The organism is Sorangium sp. So ce693, from assembly GCF_051521375.1.
GTDB classification, from domain to species: domain Bacteria; phylum Myxococcota_A; class Polyangia; order Polyangiales; family Polyangiaceae; genus Sorangium; species Sorangium atrum.
Genome location: NZ_CP150347.1, coordinates 2,334,733 through 2,356,526, shown reverse-complemented (window position 1 = coordinate 2,356,526; position 21,794 = coordinate 2,334,733). Strand labels below are relative to the sequence as shown.

The 21,794-nt window shown below is 70.6% G+C and carries 19 protein-coding genes; 5 read left to right on the top strand and 14 right to left on the bottom strand.

Translation table 11 applies throughout. The features are described from left to right. Window positions 1–2: 2 nt before the first annotated feature. Entirely contained in the window at window positions 3–377 is a 375-nt protein-coding gene (locus WMF14_RS09020; RefSeq protein WP_437800082.1) for a hypothetical protein, read from the bottom strand. 459 nt (window positions 378–836) lie between these two features. On the opposite strand from WMF14_RS09020, the gene WMF14_RS09015 reads away from it, so the two are divergent. After that, a complete protein-coding gene (locus WMF14_RS09015; protein WP_437800081.1) occupies window positions 837–3,020 on the top strand; it encodes a bifunctional alpha,alpha-trehalose-phosphate synthase (UDP-forming)/trehalose-phosphatase in 2,184 nt (727 codons plus the stop codon). Window positions 3,021–3,121: 101 nt separating this feature from the next. Beyond that, a complete protein-coding gene (locus WMF14_RS09010) occupies window positions 3,122–4,870 on the top strand; it encodes a DUF389 domain-containing protein (RefSeq protein ID WP_437800079.1) in 1,749 nt (582 codons plus the stop codon). Window positions 4,871–4,918: 48 nt separating this feature from the next. On the opposite strand, the gene nhaA is transcribed toward WMF14_RS09010, so the two are convergent. From nhaA to WMF14_RS08985, 5 genes are all read right to left on the bottom strand, one after another. Next, on the bottom strand, window positions 4,919–6,325 hold the full coding sequence (nhaA, locus tag WMF14_RS09005; RefSeq protein WP_437800077.1) for a Na+/H+ antiporter NhaA: 1,407 nt from the start codon (window positions 6,323–6,325) through the stop codon (window positions 4,919–4,921). Window positions 6,326–6,830: 505 nt separating this feature from the next. Further along, window positions 6,831–7,199: a hypothetical protein gene (locus tag WMF14_RS09000; RefSeq protein ID WP_437800075.1), complete on the bottom strand. Its 369-nt coding sequence runs from the start codon at window positions 7,197–7,199 to the stop codon at window positions 6,831–6,833. A gap of 1,729 nt (window positions 7,200–8,928) precedes the next feature. Further along, entirely contained in the window at window positions 8,929–9,141 is a 213-nt protein-coding gene (locus WMF14_RS08995) for a hypothetical protein (RefSeq protein WP_437323573.1), read from the bottom strand. A 63-nt stretch (window positions 9,142–9,204) separates the two neighbouring features. Then, complete coding sequence (locus tag WMF14_RS08990; RefSeq protein ID WP_437800073.1) at window positions 9,205–10,092, bottom strand: helix-turn-helix transcriptional regulator; 888 nt, start codon at window positions 10,090–10,092, stop codon at window positions 9,205–9,207. Window positions 10,093–10,211: 119 nt separating this feature from the next. Continuing rightward, entirely contained in the window at window positions 10,212–11,291 is a 1,080-nt protein-coding gene (locus WMF14_RS08985; protein ID WP_437800072.1) for an RNA polymerase sigma factor, read from the bottom strand. Between the two features lie 349 nt (window positions 11,292–11,640). Between WMF14_RS08985 and WMF14_RS08980 the strand changes: the two genes are divergently transcribed. After that, a complete protein-coding gene (locus WMF14_RS08980; protein ID WP_437800070.1) occupies window positions 11,641–12,636 on the top strand; it encodes a hypothetical protein in 996 nt (331 codons plus the stop codon). A gap of 20 nt (window positions 12,637–12,656) precedes the next feature. Beyond that, window positions 12,657–14,291 (top strand): hypothetical protein, encoded by a 1,635-nt coding sequence (locus WMF14_RS08975; protein WP_437804167.1) that lies wholly within the window; start codon window positions 12,657–12,659, stop codon window positions 14,289–14,291. A 41-nt stretch (window positions 14,292–14,332) separates the two neighbouring features. Here the strand turns inward: WMF14_RS08975 and WMF14_RS08970 are convergent, their stop codons facing one another. Next, complete coding sequence (locus WMF14_RS08970; protein WP_437800068.1) at window positions 14,333–14,596, bottom strand: hypothetical protein; 264 nt, start codon at window positions 14,594–14,596, stop codon at window positions 14,333–14,335. Between the two features lie 36 nt (window positions 14,597–14,632). On the opposite strand from WMF14_RS08970, the gene WMF14_RS08965 reads away from it, so the two are divergent. After that, complete coding sequence (locus WMF14_RS08965) at window positions 14,633–15,874, top strand: hypothetical protein (RefSeq protein ID WP_437800066.1); 1,242 nt, start codon at window positions 14,633–14,635, stop codon at window positions 15,872–15,874. A 176-nt stretch (window positions 15,875–16,050) separates the two neighbouring features. Here WMF14_RS08965 and WMF14_RS08960 read toward each other — a convergent pair whose 3' ends face one another. The 7 genes from WMF14_RS08960 to WMF14_RS08930 form a co-directional block, all read right to left on the bottom strand. Then, a complete protein-coding gene (locus WMF14_RS08960) occupies window positions 16,051–16,197 on the bottom strand; it encodes a hypothetical protein (RefSeq protein ID WP_437800064.1) in 147 nt (48 codons plus the stop codon). A 218-nt stretch (window positions 16,198–16,415) separates the two neighbouring features. After that, complete coding sequence (locus WMF14_RS08955; protein WP_437800063.1) at window positions 16,416–16,955, bottom strand: hypothetical protein; 540 nt, start codon at window positions 16,953–16,955, stop codon at window positions 16,416–16,418. After that, complete coding sequence (locus WMF14_RS08950) at window positions 16,952–17,719, bottom strand: hypothetical protein (protein WP_437800061.1); 768 nt, start codon at window positions 17,717–17,719, stop codon at window positions 16,952–16,954. Before WMF14_RS08950 ends, WMF14_RS08955 begins: the two co-directional genes overlap by 4 nt. Then, a complete protein-coding gene (locus tag WMF14_RS08945) occupies window positions 17,716–18,255 on the bottom strand; it encodes a hypothetical protein (protein WP_437800059.1) in 540 nt (179 codons plus the stop codon). Before WMF14_RS08945 ends, WMF14_RS08950 begins: the two co-directional genes overlap by 4 nt. Before the next feature lie 1,127 nt (window positions 18,256–19,382). Next, the gene (locus WMF14_RS08940) at window positions 19,383–20,189 is read right to left on the bottom strand and encodes a hypothetical protein (RefSeq protein ID WP_437800057.1); all 807 of its coding nucleotides are present in this window, start codon (window positions 20,187–20,189) and stop codon (window positions 19,383–19,385) included. Then, window positions 20,186–20,953 (bottom strand): hypothetical protein, encoded by a 768-nt coding sequence (locus tag WMF14_RS08935; RefSeq protein WP_437800055.1) that lies wholly within the window; start codon window positions 20,951–20,953, stop codon window positions 20,186–20,188. Before WMF14_RS08935 ends, WMF14_RS08940 begins: the two co-directional genes overlap by 4 nt. After that, window positions 20,950–21,687: an ABC transporter ATP-binding protein gene (locus WMF14_RS08930; RefSeq protein ID WP_437800053.1), complete on the bottom strand. Its 738-nt coding sequence runs from the start codon at window positions 21,685–21,687 to the stop codon at window positions 20,950–20,952. Before WMF14_RS08930 ends, WMF14_RS08935 begins: the two co-directional genes overlap by 4 nt. Window positions 21,688–21,794: the final 107 nt, after the last annotated feature.

Genomic DNA, 21,794 nt, shown 5'->3' with positions numbered 1-21,794 from the left:
GCTTACTCGGCGGACCAGCCTACGCCGCGCGAGCTCGTCGCTGACGACGTTCGGGCGCTCGTTGCCGATCCGCACGACCACGTGGGGGCGTGCGCCAGCCAGCGCGCGAGCGTGAGCGGGCGGTCGAGCGCCGGGTGTCCGCGCCGGGCCGCCACGCCGAAGCGCAAATCGCCGAGCGGGCGGGCGATGGCGCTGTCGTTGACGAATCCCGCCAGCACGACGTGCTCGACGTGCGCGGTCAGGCGCTCGTCGCCATCAAGCGGGCGCTCACCGACGGCGGCGTGGACCTGCCCTACCCGACCACGCACGTGCTCTTCCACGATCAGACCGAGGAAGCCGATGGCGACCGCTCCCGCCAGAAGGGGGCCGGCCGGCAAGGGGCCGGTGCCGCGGCCCCGCGCGTGGCCAGAGCCCGAGAGGCACGAGAGGCGTGCCACGCCGTGCCCGGGAGAGCGGAGCGATCCCGACGGGGCATGATGTCGCGGCGACGTCGGCCGCGACGACGACGGCTCGACCGGGACCGAGCGCGTGTCGGTCCACAACCCCCCCATCGCCCTTTATCGGCGCTGCACCGCGATCGCCGCCGGTCACCGACGCGATGCGGGCCGACCGACGCGCGAGCGATCCTTTGGCGCGCCGGATTATCTTGCGCGGCGCCGCGCGATATGGTTTGAGTTCAAATCAATTTTGCCGCAACGCCGTCCCGTGGAATTCCGCGGGCGACGGCTCGCGGCGGTGCGCGGCTCTCCCCTGCGTCGAAGCGCGGAGCGGTCGGCGTAGGGTCGACCCGCACGTAGAGGGGCGGCGCCCGAGCCACCGCAGAGGAGGGGAGTTCCATGGCTCGACCGCTCATCGTCTCTAACCGTCTCCCGATCAGCGTGCGCGTCGAGCGCGGAGCGCTCTGCCTGACGCGCTCCTCGGGCGGCCTCGCCACGGCGATGCGCGGCCCTCACGAGCGCCTGAACGCGCTCTGGATCGGCTGGCCCGGCAGCGTCGCGAGCCTCTCCCCGGAGCAGCGAGACGACGCCGATGCGGCGCTCGCGGGGATCCGCGCCGTGCCCGTGCACCTCGGCGCCGCGGAGCAGCACCGCTTCTACGACGGCTTCTCGAACGGCGTCCTCTGGCCCCTGTTCCACTACCTGCTCGACAAGGTGAACCTGGACGCGGAGCTCGACTGGGAGGTCTACCAGCGCGTCAACGAGCGCTTCGCCGAGGTCGTCGCCGCGCAGTACGCGCCGGGTGACGCGATCTGGGTGCACGACTACCAGCTCATGCTCCTCCCGGCGCTCCTCCGGAGGCGCCTCCCAGAGGCGCGGATCGGCTTCTTCCTCCACGTCCCGTTCCCGTCGGCCGAGGTCTTCCGCATCCTGCCGTGGCGGAAGCAGATCGTGAAAGGCTTGCTTGGCGCCGACCTGGTCGGCTTTCATACCGCCGGCTACCGCAGGAATTTCGCGGCGTCGGCGGCGCACGTGCTCGAGCTCGATCCGGGCGAGGAGACGATCGAGCACGACGGGCGCAGGGTCGCGTTGGGGGTCCACCCCATCAGCATCGACGCCTTGGAGATCGGGCGGATCGCGGGCCACCCCGGCGTCCGGCAGGAGGTGGCGCGGATCCGCGCGGAGGCGCGCGGACGCAAGATCGTGCTCGGGATCGATCGCCTCGATTATACGAAGGGGATCCCGCGCCGCCTGCTCGCGATCGAGCAGTTTCTCGAGCGCGAGCCGGAGCTGCGGGACGAGGTCCGCTTCATCCAGCTCGCCGTGCCCACGCGGGAGATGGCCGGCGCGTACACGGACTTCCGGCGGCTCGTGCACGAGATGGTCGGCCGCATCAACGGGCAGTACGGCACGACGTACGCGGTGCCGATCCACTACATGCACCGATCCCTGCCCCTCGAGCAGGTGGTTGCCCTCTACCTCGCGGCCGACGTCATGCTGGTGACGCCGCTCCGCGACGGGATGAACCTCGTCGCGAAGGAGTACATCGCCGCGCGGGTCGACGGCGACGGCGCCCTGATCCTGAGCGAGTTCGCCGGGGCCGCGGTGGAGCTCGCGGAGGTGATCTCCGTCAACCCGTACGACATCGGCTCGGTCGCCGCAGCCGTGAAGCAGGCGATCACGATGCCGCCCGCCGAGCAGCAGGTCCGGATGGCGGCGCTGCGCCGCCGCGTGGCCACGCACGACGTCCACGTCTGGACGCGGTCGTTCCTGGACGACCTCGACCGCGCGGCGGCGCCGGAGCCCGCGGCGGCTGCCGCTCTGATCGCGCCCCGGGAGGTGCCCGAGAGCGTCGTCGATCGCGTCCGCCGCGCGCCCGAGCGCGTCTGGATCCTCGACTACGACGGCACGCTGGTCCCGTTCGCCGCGGTGCCCGACCTCGCGGCGCCCGACGAGAAGCTCGTCGCGCTGCTCCGCACGCTGTCCGAGCGCGATCGCGTCCACGTCGTGAGCGGTCGGCGGCGCGCCGACATCGAGCGCTGGTTCGGGGCGCTGCCGCTCCACCTCCACGCCGAGCACGGCTTCTGGTCGCGCCCGCGGGCGTCCGACGACTGGGTTGCGCTCGAGTCGGACGCCGCCGCGTGGAAGGGCGAGATCCGAAGCCTCCTGGAGGACTTCACCCGGCGCACCCCGGGCAGCTTCATTGAGGAGAAGACGGTGACGCTCGCGTGGCATTACCGCGCCGCGGAGCCCGAGCTCGCCGGCGAGCACGCGCGCGAGCTTCGCGCGCACCTCGCGGAGCGCATGGCCGCGGACGCCTTGGAGCTCCTCGGCGGCGCGAAGGTCCTGGAGGTCCGGCCGCGCGGTGTCCACAAGGGGAGAGTCGTGCCGCTCATCCTGGACGAGGTCCCCGAGCGGGCGGCGGTGATCGCGATCGGGGACGATCGCACGGACGAGGACATCTTCGCGGCGCTCCCGCCGTCAGCGTGCACGATCCATGTCGGGAACGAGAGCAGCCTCGCGGCCTACCGGCTTCCGGACTCGGGTGCGGTGCGGAGCCTGCTGCGCTCGATTCATGCCTGATCAGTGGTTCGGCGCCGCCGCCCATGGTGCGGCGGCATCGTCCGAAGGCGCCCGCGCTTTCCAAGGAGAGCGCGGCGGAGAGGCGCGTGATAAGCCCGGCCATGGATCAGCAGCCCAGCCGTGAGCCACCGGCCGAAGAGCCGCCCGTGAGGGCCATGCCGGTGGCCCTGCAGGACCGTATCGCGGCCGCGTTCGGAATCGAACCCGAGGCCCGCGAGGCCATCGTCCGGAGCATGCTGGAGCGGAGCGCCAGGGGGGCGGCGGGCTACTGGCTCCAGCTCTTCCTCGCCATGGGCATCGCCTCGCTCGGGCTCGTCCTTGGCAGCGGGGCGGTCGTCATCGGCGCGATGCTGATCTCGCCGCTCATGGGGCCCATCGTCGAGCTCGGCATGGGCCTCGCGATCGGTTCGCCGTTCCTGGCGCTGCGCTCCTTCACGCGCGTCGCCTTCAGCGTCGTCATGGTCGTGACGAGCGCCGCGGTCCTCACGCTGACGCTGCCGTTCTACGAGGTGACGTCGGAGATCGCCGCGCGCACCTCGCCGACGGCGCTCGACCTGCTCATCGCCATCTTCTGCGCGATCGCGGCTGCCTACACCACGGCGCGGCCCGGATCGGACACGACCTCGACGGCCGCGGGCACGGCCATCGGCATCGCGCTCGTGCCCCCGCTCTGCGTGGTCGGGTACGGCGTCGGCACGCGGGTGAAGAGCATCGCGAGCGGCGCCGCGCTGCTCTTCACGGCGAACCTCTGCGCGATCCTCCTGTTCGCGATCGTCTGCTTCCTGCTCCTCGGTTACAACGCCGTCAGCACGGCGGAGCTCGAGCACGCGGAGCTCGCGAAGCAGAGGCCGGGGGCGATCCGCCGCGTAGCGCGCGCGCTGCAGGTCTTCTTCGAGCTGCGCCACGGGTGGATCTTCCGCGTGCTGATGCCGCTCGCGCTCCTCGGGGCCGTGTTCTTCCCGCTCCGGGAGGCGCTCGCCCGGGTGTCGTGGCAGGTGCGTGTCCGCACGGCGATCGTGCGCATGCTGGACGCGTTGCCGCAGAGCACGGTGCGGTCGAGCGTCTCGGTCGACCACGGAAGCGTCGCCGTGCGCCTCGTGTTGCTCGGCCGAGCCGACGAGGCCGCGCAGCTCGAGCGCGATCTGCGCGACAAGATCGCCGCCGTCGCGGACATCACCCCGAAGGTCGACGTGATCGCCGTCCTCGACGCGAGCGCGCTGGAGGAGGTCGCGGCGTCGGTCAGGGCCAGCTCGACGCCCATCTCCGTGGTGCCCAAGGAGCCGGATCTCGTGCTCGTCCGCCAGGAACTCGCCGCGTCGCTCGCGGGCGCGTGGCCGCACGCGGCGGGGCCGCTCGTCGCGTGGCGGCTCCGGTTCCCGGACAACGAACCGGCCGTCGTGGAGGTCGTGCACGTCGGTCCCGCGCTCGGCGCCTCCGCGGCCGACCTGCTCGGGCGCGCGCTCTCGCGGGAGCTCGGCGCGGAGGTCGCGGTGCAGGACCGCGCCATCTCGCCCGAGCCGATCGTCGCCGAGCCGGCGGGCGGGTGGCCCTGGCTCCAGGAAGCCCGGTCCGCGCTCGCCTGGGTGGACGACGTGGAGGCGCTCCACGGGTGCGTGGAGGTGCCCCCGATCCCCGGGGAGAAACCGAGCGGGGAGCTCGCGGTGGTCCTCGCGGCGCTCCGAGCCCTGCCGGCCCTCCGTTCGGATCGGGTGCACGTCGGTGAGGGCGCGAAGTGGCGGGCGGTCGTCTCGACCTCGCCGTGCGCGCCGCCAGCGCCCGCGCCGGCCGCCACGGCGGACGCCGGCGCTCCGGCGGCCCCCGGTGCCGGCGCAGACGCCGGCGCTCACTGAGGCCCGCTGTGCGGGAGGCCGCCCGCGGCGGGAGGTGGCCCGCCGCCGCTATTGCTCCGTCGATGTCTCGGCCTCCTCGAGCGTCAGCGCCGCACCGGCTGCCGGGGCGCCTGATAGCGCGAGCCTGCCGACGAGGAGGCCCACCACGGCCGCCACGGCCGAGGCGAGCAGGACGCCAAGCTTGGCGGCGGCGAGCATCGCGGCCTCGTCGAACGCGAGGCCTGCGATGAAGATCGCCATCGTGAAGCCGACGCCTGCGACGCAGCCGACGACGGCGATCCCGCGCCAGCCGATGCCGCGCGGCAGGGCGCAGACGCCGAGCCGGACCATCGCGAAGCTCGCGAGGAAGACGCCGAGCGGCTTGCCGACGACCAGGCCGAGCGTGACCCCGAGCAGGATCGTCCCGGAAGCCGCGTGGTCCAGCGACGAGGCGTCGATGCGGACACCGGCGTTGGCGAAGGCGAACAGCGGCATGATGCCATAGGCGACCCACGGGTGGAGCGCCGCCTGGAGCCGGACGACGGGCGGCAGCGCCTCGCGCTGGGCTCGCTTGATCCGCCGGAGGGGGCTCAGCAGCTCGTCGGCCTTGTGGCCGTCGCGCTGTGCGAGCGCGCCGACCTCGTCGACCACGTCGCGGGCCGTCGTGAGGAACCCGTGGCTGCCGAACCAGGAGCGCGCCGGCGTCAGCAGCCCGATGGCGACGCCGGCGATCGTCGGGTGGATGCCGGCGCGGAGCATGCCCCACCAGAGCACGGCGCCGGGGAGCACGTAGGCGGCGGGACGGCGGACGCCGAAGCGCTGAAGCACCAGCACGGCCAGGGCCCCGCTGCCGGCGATGAGTAAGCCGCTCCATGCGACGCCCGACGAGTAGAACAGCGCGATGACGATGATGGCGCCAATGTCGTCGATGATCGCGAGAGCGAGTAGGAGGACGCGCAACGCAGGGGGCACGCGCTTGCCCAGCAAGGCCAGCACGCCCACCGCGAACGCGATGTCCGTCGCCGTGGGGACGCCCCAGCCATGCCGCGACACAAGCGATGGGTTGAGCGACAGGTACAGGAGCGCGGGCGCGATCATGCCGCCCAGCGCCGCCGCGACGGGCAGCGCCGCGCGCCTGAGATCCGAGAGCTCCCCCTCGTGGATCTCCCGCCGGATCTCCAGGCCGACGACGAAGAAGAAGATCGTCATCAGCCCCTCGTTGATCCAGAAGTGCAGGGGCTGCGTGAACACCAGCGAGCCGGCGCCGAACGTGATCGGGACGTGCCAGAGGTGCTCGTACACGTGGCCCCAGGGCGAGTTCGCCCACCCGAGGGCGACGACGGACGCGAGCAGCAGGACGATCCCGCTGGCCGCTTCGACGTGCAGGAAGCGCTCGAGCGGGCCGAGGACGCGCTCAGCGAGATGGCGCGCGGGGGCCCAGGTTCCGGGGGCAAGCTGAGACGGGGATCGGTTCAAAGGACCACCAAGGCGCGAGCAGTGTCGCGCGAGGGGGAAGGCGGCCCGACCGTCCCGTGAAGACCTGTCGCGGCGCTCCGCCGCCGCGACACCCGCACGGGAGCATACCCACCTAGGCAACCGAAGCCAACTCCAACGGGCTCGCCTGGCCAGGTGCCTGGATTCAAGGCGCAGTGTGGATTGTGAGCTGGCTGGGACGCATCGTCGGGTCTGAGAGGCGAGGAGTGACGCGAGACGCTTTCGACCGCGCTGCGGTAACGGCTTTTCTCGTCGCGCGGCACGGCCCTGCGTTCAGCGAGTCGGACGTCGAATACGTCCGCTCGAAGGTGGGCTCTGCGCTGCCGTCGCGGGCGGCTGCGGCATCGAGGTACTCGAGGCGGAGCGACTGCAGCGTCGAGGTAGACGCATGCGAGCTCGAGGCCGTCCAACAGCGAGCACGGCGCCGCCTCTACCCAGTGGCGCGAGCACGACTGCTCGACTGGCGCGCTTCCCGCCGGGCAGCGCTTCACCGCAAACGAGCATGCCGCTCGCCCGGACGTGGGCTCGGGACCGCGGGCGTCCCGCGCTCCGCCGCCTCCCACGCGGCTCGCAGGCTGCTTGCAAGTTTTCCTCCCCCCTCCATCGGCGGTCCCATTCGCTTCAGCGCCTCCAGGCGCACAGCCTCCAGCCTCGACCGGCGCGGAGCCGTCGCCCGGCGCTTCTCCACGAGCTCACCGAGCACCTGCTCCGCCCGCTCCCACTGCGCCGCCGCTCCCGGCGCGTGCGCGATTCTTCGCACAGCGTTCCAGGGCGCTTCAAGCTGATCACACAGGTTGCCGATCTCGGGGTGCAGCCGCGCGATCGCGCGCAGGTGGCACCGGGTCTGCTTGTTCATTTGGAAACACTCTTCCAGGACGTGGCTCGGCGCACGGGCAACTCCGCACGCGAGCTCGTACCAGCGCCGCGAGCTCATGCGCCTACAAAAGCACCGAACCACAAACCTGCCAGAGCGAAGCCTTCATTTCCCGTTCAACTTTAAAGAGCGTTAAAGCACAGTACTAGAGTCGGCTCCAGGCGAGGGCGACGGCATTAAAGTCTGATGTAGCGTGCGACCAAGAGGACGCCGGCTCTCACGTGGCGCCGTGACCTGACTGGCATTCGCTGGGACCCGATCACGTGACCTCGGTGTGCGGGGTGACCCCTCCCGGCGATCCCACGGCCCGGCCGTCGAGCAGGGCCAGGCTCGCCCGGCGCCGCGGCCGCGAGCCGCGCTGGCGTCCACCTGGGCGAGCTCCGCCTTGCACCAGCCTCTCGCCTGGACGAGCTCCGTGGCCCTGTGCACCGGGTTCGCGCCCCGCGGCGAGCTCGGCTCCAGGCCCAGGCCGGCCCGGCGTCCGCGGGGAAGAGCTCACGCCGCGCCCTTCGGGCCGCCCCGCGGTCGTGCCCGCCGCGCGCTGCCGTGTCGCTCCGCATGCGACAAAACGTAGGTCGGCGGCTCGCCGGAGACCCTCAGCCGACGCCGCGCGAAATTACCAAATCGACCCCCTTCGCGCCCCCCCAAATCGGCCCCTCGGGAGCTCTATCGAAGCGGTCTAACTGCGCGTCACCAGAGCGGTTTCCCCACCTGACCAGATCGCGGTAACTCGCGACGAGATACCGGATCGTCAGAATTACCATTTCGGGCCTCCTCACGGGCTCTCGTTCAGGCTCCGTCCCGAGCCTGAAACACCACAACAACGGAGGTTCGGATGTGGTAGGAGCAGCTACCTTCGCGCCATCGGCGGCTCCGGACGCGCGGTCGTCAGGCCGCGCTGGCGGGCGACGCTGCTGCACGGGCGGCGTCGTGCGCAGCCCCAGACGTTCGCCCGTCAGCGCGCGGTGACCGCGGCCTGCCCCACAGCGCGCTCCGACAAGCCACCCGCGCACGGGACGTGCCGCGCACGGGCGATGTCGCGCAGCTCCAACCCCGACGGGGAGAGTACCGACGGCATCCCGACGTCGGCCGCGCGCCCACATTCCCCGACACCCGCTCCATTCGTCCCGGGCGTGCATGACGCGCAGGGCGGCAGCGTGGGTGCGAGCTCGAGGTCACTGACGTGCGCCGCAAGCTGTGATGTCGCCGTACCAGCGGGCCCCTCCGGACGGCCGGCGCACGCCGACGTGACGACGCTCACGCAGCACTCGCTGCACGGGCGCGATCTTCTGGGCCGACCGGCGCACGCCACCGGAACACCGCCCACGATCCAGGACCCGCCACCGCAGCGGGTCTCGTCGCGTCGACCGGCGCACCCCGCCCTGACGGGCGCCGCAGCGCCCCCGCCGGCGCGGGCAGTGATGAAGCCCTCAGCGCGGTGTCGCACCGCCGCAGGGTTCTCGAGGCGGATGGTCAAAGGCGACGGTCGCCTGAGATCCGGCTGGCTTCGCTCACCGGTGAGAGCCGCGCGGGTGCGACCTCGAGCGCGGCCCGTCGCGGCGCCGTCGGCCGGCTCTTGACGGCGCGCTCAGCGGCGCACGCCTGGAGCGGCACGACGTCGTCCGTGCGCCAGCTTCGCCCTCGAGCGCATCCAATTGCGGCGCCGTGGGCCGGTTGCGTCGACGCCACGATGACGCGGGTTCGTCGGCAGCTAGATCGTGGCCTCGTCATCCCTCAGAAGCCCGTCAATCTTGCTTAGCAAATCTCGCTTGACCCGCTGCCGGTTCAGTTCGTCTTCGTAACCGGCCTTGACAGATGACACCTTGACAACGCCCTTGATCATCATCAGAGCGTCGATCGTTCGCTGCGCCTCATCGTCATCCAAGTCGCGCCGAAAGTGGACAACCAGGCCCTTGACACTCATTGCAATCCCACTCCCCGCACAGCGTTCTCGCTGGCTTCCCGAAGTACAATGATATTACGCAATTCACCCATGGCCCCCTACTCCCGGAAGTGTCGTGTTCAGCGGAGAGCGCTCTACGTCCTCCCAATCCTCAGCTGTTGGGCAACCCGGCCCGCCTTCGTCACGCTGTACCGGGAAACTCGTCAGCGTCGCAGCGCGCAGGGCGGGCTCAGTCCCCGTGGCGGCGCGGACAGGGAGCGGCGACCGAAGCCGCGGCTGTGGAGGCGGCGGGAGTTTCGCCCGCGGGCTCCTGGCCGCAAGCTCGGGAGACGGCACCACAGGCGGAGGAACGTCGGGCGCGCGGGGAGGTAGCGTCGGCGGTGTCGAACTCTGCGCCGGCGACGACGCGGGACGCGCTGAGCTCTCGCGCTTGGTGACGGGCTCGCCGATCTGGATCATCACGGTCTCCTCTGCGTCCGTCCGGTGGTCGTCGTGCAGCTGCCACAGGCGCTCCCAGTACCGAGCAGGCGTGCCGGTGAAGGCCTCCAGCTGCCGGGCAAGGCCGGGCGTCATCGGGAGGTCGCTCCTCAGCAACCGCTCCACCTCCCTCGGCGATAGCCCCGTGCTCTCGGCCAGCTTTCTCCTCCACGAAGGCATCGTCGCGCTGAACGACTCGAGGACCCTTCCTGGCCAGGGGACGGGGCGCGCGCGGGCGTCTGTCAGCTCTGCGAGCGCCGCGTCGACGTGACAGTCCAGAAGGCGCCGGTATCGATCTCGCTCGCCCGCTACCTGCTCCTTCGCATCGGTCAGGGCGGCCTCCTCGTCCTCGTGCGCGTGCTCGCGCGCCTCGCGAAGCCCCCGCTCCCGTCCCAGCGCTTCGCGCGCGGTGACCGCGAAGCCGATCGCGACGCACGCGATCATCGCGAGCCCGAGCGGCGAGACGAGCCACATCGCACCCAGCATGTCCTCCATAGCAATTGTCCTCCTGGATGTAAGCATTCCTACGCAAGACAGATCTCGGCCCTGTGCTGTCTGGTCTGAAGACACCATCAGCGTCGCCGTCAGCTCGCCGTCGATCGACGGCCGCCGATTCAGCGAATGTGCCTGAACAGCGCTTCGCGCTCCGATGCGAGCCGACCGCGCGGAAACTCCCGCGCATGGGCTTCGAGCAGCAGGCGCGCCTCGTGATCGCCCTCTCCGTCGTTGTCCTCAATGGCCCTTCGGGCCTGGCTGATCAGGCGCATTTCGCGTGCGGTGACCGCTGGCCACACGGGGCTCCCCGGGGACGAGATACGAGGTGCTGTCGTCACAGCGGGCGCGGGCGTGCTGCTCGCCACAGCCTCAGCGCGCGCGCTGCCTGTTGCCGCCGGCGACGAGCTCTCGGGCGCGGCGGGCGCGGCAGCGGAATGCGCGCTGTCACGTGAGCCTTGCGCCGTGACGTCGTCTGGTGCGGGCGCGCGCCCCGGTGCGCGGAATGCCGCCGGGTGCAACCACGATTCCGCGCTGGGCAGCGGCGGCACCGCCGAGAGGAGCGCGCCGGTCAACACGACGAACGCACCCTGCACGACGATCCTCACGCCCAGCCGGCGCAGCCAGGCCGTCCACGACGCACGGCGGTCCAGCCCGAGCACGAGCGGGACGCAGGCGCTCTCGTCCCTACCGTGCGCGGGTTGCCGGGCCGTCCACCGCTTGAAAGCCGCAACGAGTCGATCCCAAGCCCGGCGGTGCTGCGCCCTCACCGTATCCAACGGGACGTTCAGCTCGGCGGCGATCGTGGAGAGCGGTGTCCCCTCCAGCTCGTGCTTGACCAAGAGATCCCGGTCCTTGGGGCCGACCCGGTCGAGCAAGTCCCGGGCCAGCTCTTCCTGCTGCCGCAAACGCAGCAGTTCCTCCGGCGTGGGGCGTTCGTCTCGGGGATCGCGCTCCTCGAACGACGTCAGCACCTCTCCGCGGCGGCGCTCGTTCCGTCTGTGCTTCCGTGCCTCGTTGAGGGCGATCGTGACGAAGTACCGCGCCGGATCGCCGCTCAGCTCGACCCGCCTCGCCACTTCCAATCCCCGCAGCAGCGCGTTCTGCGCGACGTCCTCGGCGTCGCGCGCCGGCACGCCGTGAAGCCTGGCCAGGCGCCGGAAGCGGTTGAAGCTGAGGAGATGGGTCGCTGGCTTGCCCACGGTAGGTAGCATCCCTGCGCCGCTCGAAACGGTGCAGGAAAGTGCAAGGAGCGGCCACTTTGGTAGCACCAGGTAGCACTGATACATGCGTTCAGGTGCTCGAGTCTTCGCTACGCTGCCGCGAACAGGCGATCGCATTGCCGCACCCGAACGCAATTTGCCACTGCCAGGGTCACTTTGCATCGATTCGTTCCCGTTGACGCCGCGCGGTTGGCGCGAGTACCGTCCAACCATGCGATGTTCCGCACGCGCTCTGCTCTTCTCTGCGATCCTCGCCGCAACCGGCGCTGCGACCTCGGCCAGCGCAGAGGACGCCTATCCGGAGTCAGGATCACGTGACGGCGCAACGGTGAAGGACCATGTTCGCCGCGGTCGCAGGGCGCGCAACGCCGGGCAGTGGACCGAGGCATACGCCTCCTACAAGGCCGCCTTCGAGGCAGCAGACCCGGCGTCCAGCACGGAGCGAGAGCGCGCGGAGCTCGCCGGCGAGCTTGGCCTCTGCGAGCTCGCGCTGCGCAAGTACCGCGATGCCGCCGAGCACCTGGCCTTTAGCCTCGAGCAGCGCACGGCGCTGCCGCTCGCGCTTCAGCTGCGATTCGAGAAAGGAGAGCGCGAGGCAACATCGCACGTCGCGACACTCGTGCTCTCGGTCGATCCGCCGGATGCCGAGGTGCTCGTCGACGGCAAGTGGGTAGGCCGGGTCGCGCGGACGTACAAGCTGTTCTTGGAGCCCGGCCAGCGCATCGTGCGGGCCAGCGCCCCGGGCCGTCTGGATGGGTTCCATGAGTTCGGGGCTGTGGCCGCAACGGCGTACAACGTCAGAATGCCGCTGGCGCGTATGGCGGTGAGCCAAGCTCCGGAGGGCGCGCCGGGTTCACCGAAGGCAACGCAGGAGACCAGGAGCTCTTCGCCCGTCGTGCGGGCGCAGGCCCCCAGCCCGTGGGCTTCCTGGCCGGGGACGCTGCGTATCGCGGGAATCACCGCCACGACGGCCACCCTGTCGGCGGGCGCCGTCCTGATGATCAGGGCCGGCACGCTGGATGGTGACGCGAGCGAGCAACGCGACGGGCTCACGCGTGGTCGGACGTCCAGCTCGTCGATGTGCTGGCAAGCGTCCCAGCGCTCCTCGTGCGGCGCCCTGCGCCGCCTCCTCGACGAGCGCAACCTCTCCGACGGCTTGGGCACGGCCCTGCTCATCACGGGGGGTGTCCTCGGCGCAGCGACGGCCGCGTCCTTCTTCACCGACTTCTCCTTCCTGGGGCGCTCGCCGGCTCAGGAGCGGATCCACATCTCGCCCGTGGCGACCGGGCGTGAGACCGGCGTGAGGCTCGAGGGACGGTGGTGAGGTCAGGCGGGGCGGTGGAGATGCGTTCGCAGGGCGGCCGAAGCGCTCGAGCTTCTGTTTTCGCCGTGGTGCTGTGCGCGTGGAGCGCGAGCGCGTCGACCGCGTGCCGTTATTCCGATGCTTGCTGGGAAGGGCTGGACTGCGCCACCGATCCGGAGCCTCCGCCCGACCCCTGCGCAGGAGAGCCTGGTACCGCGCCGGCGCTGGACGAATGCGGGGTGTTCGTCAGCGCGTCGTCAGGCGACGACAGGCACCCCGGAACGAAGGACGCGCCGGTGAAGACCCTGCAACACGCGATCGGGCTCGCCGCGCACGGGCGAGGCCGCGACGAGGAGCCGACCCGGCGCGTGTACGCGTGCGGCGGGGAGTTCGAGGAGACGATCGAGCTGCCCTCAGGCGTCGACCTCTGGGGCGGACGCCGGTGCGACGGCGGCGACTGGTCGTACGAGGGGTCGTTCGACGGACCGGATCACCCGACGATCATCGCTCCGCCGGTGGGGATCCCGCTGCGGGTCCTCGGGGGGAACGACGCGGTCATCGCAGGGGACGACGCGACGTCCGTGATCTTCGGCGTGCGCGCCGTGGCGGCCGACGCCTCCGCGCGCGATGGAAAGTCGTCGATCGCGATGATCTTGAGCCAGGGCGCCAAGGCGAAGGTGGTGTCGAGCGATGTCATCGCGGGCGACGGCAAGGATGGGGAGCCGGGCAAGGACGCGCTCAGCATCCGCGCGAAGGACGGCGAGCAGGGGAACCACGGCGCGGACGCATGTACCGCGGACGCCGCCGTGGGCGCCCTGCCGGTTGTCAACTCCTGCGACGACGGCATCGAGTCGACGGGCGGATATGGCGGCGACGGCGGGCTTGACGGCGGCGGCGATGGCGCACCGGGAAAGCCGGAGCCCGCGGAAAATCCGCGAGGCTCCGGGGCTGCCGGGCTCGGCGCGGGCGGCGATCAGTGCACGAAGGGGGAAGACGGCGCGCCCGGTGCCAGCGGTGGCCGCGCTGACGGCGCGAAAGGTGAAGGCTACCTCGACATCCACGGATGGGTCGGGGTCCGGGGTGAGGATGGAAAGAAGGGCGGCGCCGGCCAAGGGGGGGGCGGCGGTGGCGGCAGCAAGTCGCGCGGGGAAATGGTTGCGTGCCCTGCAGGCCGGCCCCAGAGCGGTGCGGCCGGTGGCTCGGGGGGGAGCGGGGGTTGCGGGGGCGAGGGAGGCCGGGGCGGCGGCTATGGCGGCGCGAGCATCGCCATCGTCGCACTGGAGGACTCGGAGCTGGAACTCGACGCCACGAAGGTCGTCGCGGGCAACGGCGGCGATGGCGGGGTCGGCGGAACGGGCCAACTGGGCGGCGCTGGGTGGCAGGGTGGGCCGGGTGGGGTCGGCCGTGCCGATATGTGGCCCGCGTGTAGCGGCGGCCGTGGAGGCGACGGTGGCCACGGCGGTGATGCCGGCGGTGGGCTCGGCGGCGCTGCGATCGGCATCGCGTACGTGGTCCCCCATCTGGCCATCCTGCCCGGCACGATCATCGACGTTGGGCACGCAGGAGATGGCGGCTATGCAGGAAACGCCGCCTTAGACGACGAGGTGGGCCGAGGGGCGCGCGGCCCATGGGGTCCACTCTATCCTTTCGGTGCGGCAAACGAGCCGCCCCGTTGAGTCGCTCATCGCGGCGCAGCCGTCGAGGAATGCCGATGACGTCAAAACGCACGATTGTCCCGCTCCTGGCTCTTTCTCTCGCCGCGGTTGGCTGCGAGAGCGCGCCAGGCCCCGTCGATGCCGGTGGTCCGCCGTGCGCGCTCACCTCGTCGTGCCAAGACGAACCACCGCCGGAAGCCGTCTGCGTCGAGCACCTTGCCGCCGATCGGCTGGCCGACGGCTGTGGCGTGTTCGTCGCCGGACCCTTCTTTGGCGGCGACGATGCGAATCCAGGCACGAAGAACAAGCCGGTCCGCTCTCTCCATCGCGCGATTGCCCTGGCGCGCATCGGTCGAGGAAGGGTGTTCGCGTGCAACGACGTCTTCGAAGAGTCCCTCATCCTACCCTCCGGCGTGGACCTCTACGGGGGCGTTGATTGCCAAACATTCGAACGCTTCAAAGAGGGTGTTACAACCGGCGTCACCGTCCGTGAGAGACCATTCGCCATTGCTCTGACCGTCGAGCCGGCGGGCGCCGGCGACACCGGGGCGGCGGATGGAGTCTCGACGATCGACCACGTGACCATCCTGGGCGAAACCTATATCGGGATGCTCGTTCGGTCGGGTACCGCGGTGGAGCTCACCCGGAGCGAGATCACCGCATCCCCCGGAAACGGGGGCGGCCATGGCGAGGAGTGGCCCGGGCCGGGCGGCGCACCCGACGGGGCGCACGGCAAGTACGGCGGGGATGCGTGCTCGGCAGCCACCGTCGCCGGCGGGCCCGCGGTGGTGAACCCGTGCGAAGGCGGGATCCCGAGCGCCGGTGGCAAGGGAGGCGACGGGCGTGCCGACGGCGCCGGAGATGGGGAGGCCGGCGAGCCCGTACCCGCGCCGGACCCCGGCCACGAAGGGCAAGGAGGACTTGGCAACCGCGAAGACGTTGGCTGCTACAGCGGCTTCAACGGGAAAAACGGCAAGTGGGGTGCGATCGGCGCATCTGGCGAGGGCATCGGGCGGCTCACCGAGACCGGATGGGAGGGCGACAGGGCAGCCGATGGCATCCGCGGCATGCCGGGCCAAGGCGGCGGCGGAGGAGGCGGGCGTCGTGGCGGGCTCGCCGTGTGCGGCGTGGCCTCCAAGGGAGGCGCCGGCGGCGGCTCGGGCGGCGCGGGGGGCTGCGGTGGCCGAGGCGGCCGAGGGGGCGGGAACGGCCAGCCCAGCATCGGAATCGCCGTGCTTCACGCCAAGCTGACGGTGCGCGACAGCCTGCTCGCGACGCGCCTCGCCGGGTCGGGTGGGGACGGCGGGGCGCCGGAGCGAGGCGGCGATGGCGGCTGGGGCATGCCAGGCGGGGCCGTGGGGGACGGCACGTGGTCGTGTGGCGGCGGCGACGGAGGCCGAGGAGGCGACGGCGGCTACGGCGGACCCGGGCGCGGCGGCGACTCGATCGGCATCGCAACCCTCGACGAGGACCAGCTCACGCTCGAGCGAGTCACGTACGAGCTGGGACCGCCGGGCAAGGGCGGCGTGAGCTGGGATTGGTCCGGCGAAGAGATCCGAGGGGAGGACGGCACCCGGGTCGAGACGCTGCGTTTCCCTGAATAGGATCACGACACTTCAGGCGACCCCTGCAAACGGTGTGAAGCGCATACGCCTCGGGCGATCCGCCATGGCGTGATCGCGGGAACCATCGCCGCGCTCCAGCCGATTGCGGCGACGGCCACTGCCGACCGGAAGGACAAGGGAGCGGGCCCCCTCCGGGGTGCGGGCGGCCTACCGCTTCAGCGACGGCGCGTGAAGCCGAGGACGAGCGCCGCGCCCATGCCGACGAGCACGAGCAGGGCCACGGCGACCCACACCCAATCCCGGGGCTCCGAGCTGAAGTAGACAGCCACCGCGCCGCACCCGGGAGAACACGCTCTTTTCATCAGGCACCCGTCCTTTTCATCAACCACCGCCGCCGGTCCGCCGGAAGGTGCGGACCACGCCGCGATATTCCTTGACGCCGCGGCCCCGCTATCTACTCCGGCGCCATGGGCGACGCCGGCTTCATCGCGCGCCCGCGGGCGTCGAGCTCGACGCCCGCGGGCGCTCCGCAAACCGTGGCGCCGAATCCGGCCATGGGACGGCGGACGCCACGGAATGGCTACGGATCTACCGAAGTCCAGACACCTGAGAAGAGGCACACGTAGATCGTCGCCTTGCCCATCAACGACCAATACATGTCGACATCTGGCACCAGCTCGTTCCCGATCTCCGGCGGGATCGGCTGGTAACCGGGGTACGTGGCCTCGATCTCCCGGGCGACCTCGCGCGCCACCGGCTCCTCCTCGGGGATGCCGGGGAGGTGGATCCCGTAGTATGGGCCGAGCAAGGACACGTGGAAGCTGAGCGCCGTTTTTTCAGTGAGCCAGATGCGGGCCGAGTATGCCGGGTCGATCCCCCCCGCAAACAGGTTGAGCGACTCGTTGTGAAGGCCGTATCGTTCGTACATACGGTGGATCATCGCTTCCCACGTCGGGTACGCCGCTCGCCCGCGGTTTGCGGCTTCCACCAGGCGGCCGTGCTCCTCCGTGTCCTCGTAGACGGGCTCGCCCGGAGGCACATAGATGCGCATGATTTGTTGCACACCCCGCGGGTAGAATCGGTAGATGATGTCGAGCAGCTCGGAGCGAGTTGTCTTCATGGGCTCGTCACCGAGGCGCCGAGCCCCATATACTTGAACTTGAACGCAGCGTCCGCCGCGCCGGCAAACTGTTTGCAAAAGATCCCCGGCGGCAGCTTGGGGTCCATGACGCTTGCGACCTCCTCTGTAATCTCTTCGCTGAGCTCGGCTGCGCGCAGCGGATCGATTAGCCCCATCTTCTCAGTCCGGATCGGCATTTTGATGGTGACAGCGCAGGACCACTCCCTGGTGCCGGCTGAACTTACCTGCTTGAAATTCAGGTTTGTCTTGGCCTCTTGGTACCCGCCCGCATCCCCCCGGCCGTCATCCTTGACAGTGGTAACAAACGTAAAGAGCGACGAATCGAAATCTACCCAGACAAAGTGGGCCATTCCAGGCTTCGGACACTTCGAGCTGCATGCACCGCTACAGCTCAAGAAGGTCGCTCCGGCCCCCGCTACATCGCCGGCTCCGGGGCACGCGTCTGGCGGGCTCTCCGGGCGGTATGTCGTTGGGGTCTCCGAGCTGTCGCTCGGTCTCTCCTCTTTGTCTTCAAGCTCCCACTCGTTGCACGCGATCTTGCGCTCGCCGCCGCCTTGGGGGTCGGCCCCGAAGTCACCGGATGCGGAGGAGGTGAAGACGGGGCGTGGCTCGGAGCCCGGACCGGCACCTGCACCCGAAGTTCTTTCCCCCACAGGATAGCAGTCGCCGAACGTCATGTTGCACGCCGCCAGCGCCCAAACCGCGATGACCAAGATCAATAATAGAACTTTTCTCACGTTCATTTCTCACTCCATCGAAGCACAGGACCAGCAACGACGACGACGGACACATAGCCCGGGAGCACCAGGCTGCCCCGACCGACCCAATCCACGTTGACGCTCACCGACACCCCCAGCGGTCCGGCGACGTACGCGTTGGTCTGCGCGTGGCCGCCCACGGCCAAGCCACCGACGCGGCCGCACGAGGTGACGCCGCACGCCGGCATGAGGTAGAACGCGACAGACGGCCCCGCGCTGACGTTGCCGTCCTTCCACGCGTACCCGATGTCGACCGAGGTCTGGTTGTAGATCCCGAGCCCGTCCTCCTGGATCGGGGGCAGGATCGTGCACAGGTCGTGCACCGTGAACAGGATGTCTCGCTGGATGGGCCAAGATATGCCCGCGTGCGGCCCCACCGCGAGGCGCGGAACGGTACCGGCCTGGAGCCACCCGAGACTCACACCAGCGCTCAGCTCGGAGGCGTCTCCTTGCGTCGGTACGACGACGAGCAGCGGGATGATCAGGATCGCCCATGGGATCCGCCGCCTTCTTGTGCCCATCGTCCCCTTCCCGTCTTCCGCAACTCGTGAGCAACGTGCCGACGCGGGGCATTCTTCTGATCAGAGGATCGGCGTCAAACGGAATCTAGGCGAGCACACTACACTGGCCAGGGGTCGTACCGTCCCGAGCGTGCGCCAGCGAGCAGCTACCCGTGCGGCGCCAGCGCGTGTCGACGTGCTGGCGCCAGCTGCCTGGCCGCGCCGCCGCGGGTGCGGGCGAGCGGCCACGCGCCCCGGGCTGCGCGTGTCGGCTGCAAGCCCACCCCAGCGCGGCGCCGCGCGCAGGCAGCGGTGACCGCGCGCCGTGACGCCCACGCGCGTGGCACCATGCGACGTCGCTCGCGCGGCCGCGCTACCCGCGAGCGCGGCGCCTGGCGATGGCCTGCACGGTCAACGATGACGACGTGCTAGCGCTCACGCGCCTGGAGCCGCACGACGTTGCTCGCGCGTCTGCGCCGCCCGCGAGCGCCACGCATCGCGGCGGCATTGGCGGGGAGCCACGAGACCGGCTACGGATGGCCCGATGGGGCTCCGCAGGCACCGCAGCCCGGATGGTCCCGCAGCCCTCGCCACTGCTCGAGGGCGTCGCCGCTGTTGCCCCGGCCGGCGGGTCTCTCGGCGTCGTCGAGTTGCCGAGCCGCGACTACGCCGATCACCTCGCGCAGGCGATGCAGATCGCCCAGGAGCGCCATCACCTCCATCCTCCTGGAGCTCGACGCCGCGCCGCCGCCGAGAGCCTGCGCGTTGTTTCACTGGTTGCGTGGAGAGAGCTCGCCCGAGCTCGTCATCACCGATCCGGCCACGAGGCTGCACATGGCAGACCCGCTTGAGGCCGAGTGGGGACGGTTCCGGCTACAGAAGGCCATCAAGGCATTGCGCGCTCAGTAAACAGAGCGCTGTTGCTCTAGGTAAGGACGAGCTTGGCACGGTCAGCGTCGAGGTGGACATGGACGAGCTCGGGATCGCGTTGGCATCGATGTCAGCCAGAGGAGGGCGGGAAGGAGCAGGCGGGAAGCAGAGACGCGCGAGCTACAGCGCGAACGCGGCGGAAGCGCACCCCTGCTCCCCGCGGCGTATCGCCATGCGTGGGCCACGCCGCGGCAGAGCCAGCGGCGAGCTACTCGGGATCAGAGCATGTCGGTGCGCTCGAGGAGCACGCCCGCGGCGACGATGGCGATCACAGCAACCGGTATCGCGATCATCAGCGCGGCCGGGCCGAGCCATGCCGAGATGGCGTCGTTCCAGAGCAGCGACGCGAGCACGATCGCGTCCCTGAGCCCCTCGCGCGCCTCGAACGCGTCAGGCCGGTAAATGAGCGCTGCCGTGGGCATCAGCAGCGCGATCCACGCGCCCGACGCGACCAGGAGCGCGTGGAAGCCGTCTCGCATCCGCACGAAGAGCGGCAGGAGCGCCGAGAGCAGCGCGATGGCGAGCGCGACGAGGAAGAGGCCGCCGCCGAGCGCGCCCGTCACGCTGATCATGTCGCTCGCCTCGATGTACGGCGCGACGGCGAGCGCGGTGCCGACCGCGACCACCACGCCCGCCCCGGCCCCGGCGAGCAGCGAGGGCGCTGTACGCGCGGCGAGGAGAACGCGGGCGCGGATCGGCTTGACGAGCAGCAGCTCAAGTCGATGCTCCTCTCGCGCCGTGACGGTCGTGTCGACGAGGCCCGCCAGGGCGACGAAGTACGCGACGAAATAGGTGGCGAGGAGATCGTTGATGAGGAGCACGGCGGCCATCCCCTCGATGTGGAAGGCCTGCTCGAGGAAGCGGATGACCTGCGCCGGCACGCGGACGAGCAGCGCGTGGCTGCCGAGCACCACGAGCACGCCGGCGATCGCCGCGACGAGCGCGGTGCGGTGCGGGGCGTGGCGCGCTTCGAGCGCGAAGTAGCCGCGGAGCGAGCCCGCGGCGGGGGCGGTCGTCGAGGTCATGCTTCCATCCTCCGGACGCCCGCGGCGCCCACCGCGATGGTGAGGGCGGTGAGCGCGGTGAGCGCGAGCATCGGGGGGCCGAGCACGGCGGGGCCGAGGTCGTCGAGGCTCCCGAGGCCGAGCGCGCCGAGGGTGATCGGGTTCGCGAGGGTGAGGCCTCGCCAGGCGGGCTGATAGAAGCCGATGAGCGAGAGGCCCACGAGGCCCCCGAGCGTGGCGAACCCGATCAGCGCCGAGGCGCCGCGGTGCCTCACCCACGCGGCGATCGCGGCGCAGAGCGCGGTCGCGAAGAGCGCCGCGAAGGCGTGGAGCGACATCGCGCCGAGGAAGGGGCCGGGGCGGAAGCCGGGGATGCGCGCCGTGAAGTAGACGGCGCCGGCGAGCTGGGTCGCGACGTGCAGGGTCACCATCACCGCGCAGGCGCTCAGCGCGCGGAGCACGAAGTAACGAGGGATCGAGAGCGGCTTGCTGGCGAGGAGCGGCAGCACGCCGGTGTCGCGCTCGCGGAGCACGACGCCGCTGGCAAGCACCACGGGAAGGAACGCGATCACCTTGTTCATCGTCAGGTCGATCCACACGTACATGAAGAGCTGGAACGGCGCGGCGTCGCCGAACCAGGTGGCGATCGCGGCGCGCACGTGTTCGGGCGGCCGCGCGAGCACGACGGGGATCGCGATCAGGGCGTAGGCGAGCATCGCGACACACAGCCAGGTCTTCCGCTCGCGGAGCGTCGTGAGGTAGTCGAGCCAGAGGAGGCGGATCACGCGGCCTCTCGGCGCACGAGTGCGAGGTAGAGATCGTCCATGGTGCGCGCGCCGAGCGCCTCCTTGAGGCGCTCGATCTTGTCGCAGGCGACGAGGCGCGAGCGGTGTATCACCGCGACCCGCTCGCAGAGGGCCTCGACGTCGGACAGAATGTGCGACGAGAACACGATGGTGACGCCGCGCTCGCGCGCGAGTGCGCGGAGCGTCTCGAGGAGCTCGTGGCGGCCGAGGGGATCGAGGCCCGAGGTCGGCTCGTCGAGCAGGAGCACCGCGGGCTCATTAATCAGCGCCTGGGCGATGCCGACCTTCTGGGCCATGCCGGTGGAGAAGCCGCGCAGAGGGCGGTCGGCCTCGTGCTCGAGCCCGAACTGGCGCAGGAGGGCGTCGGCGCGCGCGGCCGCGACGCCGCGGGGCAGCGCGAACATCGCGGCAATGTAGTGGAGAAAGCCGCGCGCAGTCATGTCGGGGGGCAGCGTGTACGACGCGGGCAGGTAACCGGCGTGCCGTCGGACCTCGAGCGTCTCGTGAACGACGTCGCGCCCAAGCACGCGCGCGGAGCCTGCGGTCGGCCGGGTCAGGCCGAGGAGCATGCGCAACGTCGTGGTCTTGCCGGCGCCGTTATGCCCCATGAAGCCGAAGATCTCGCCGACCGCGACCGTGAAGCTCACGCCGTCGACGGCGGTGACCTCCCCGAAGCTCTTGCTGAGCGCATACACCTCGATCGCATGGTTCATTGTTTCTCCATTTCCGGTTTGAGGATCTGCTGCACCACGCAGCGGCCGCGCTGAGCTGAGCGCTGCGTGAAGGCGCTCGCTGAGATCAGCCGCGAGCGAACCCAGTC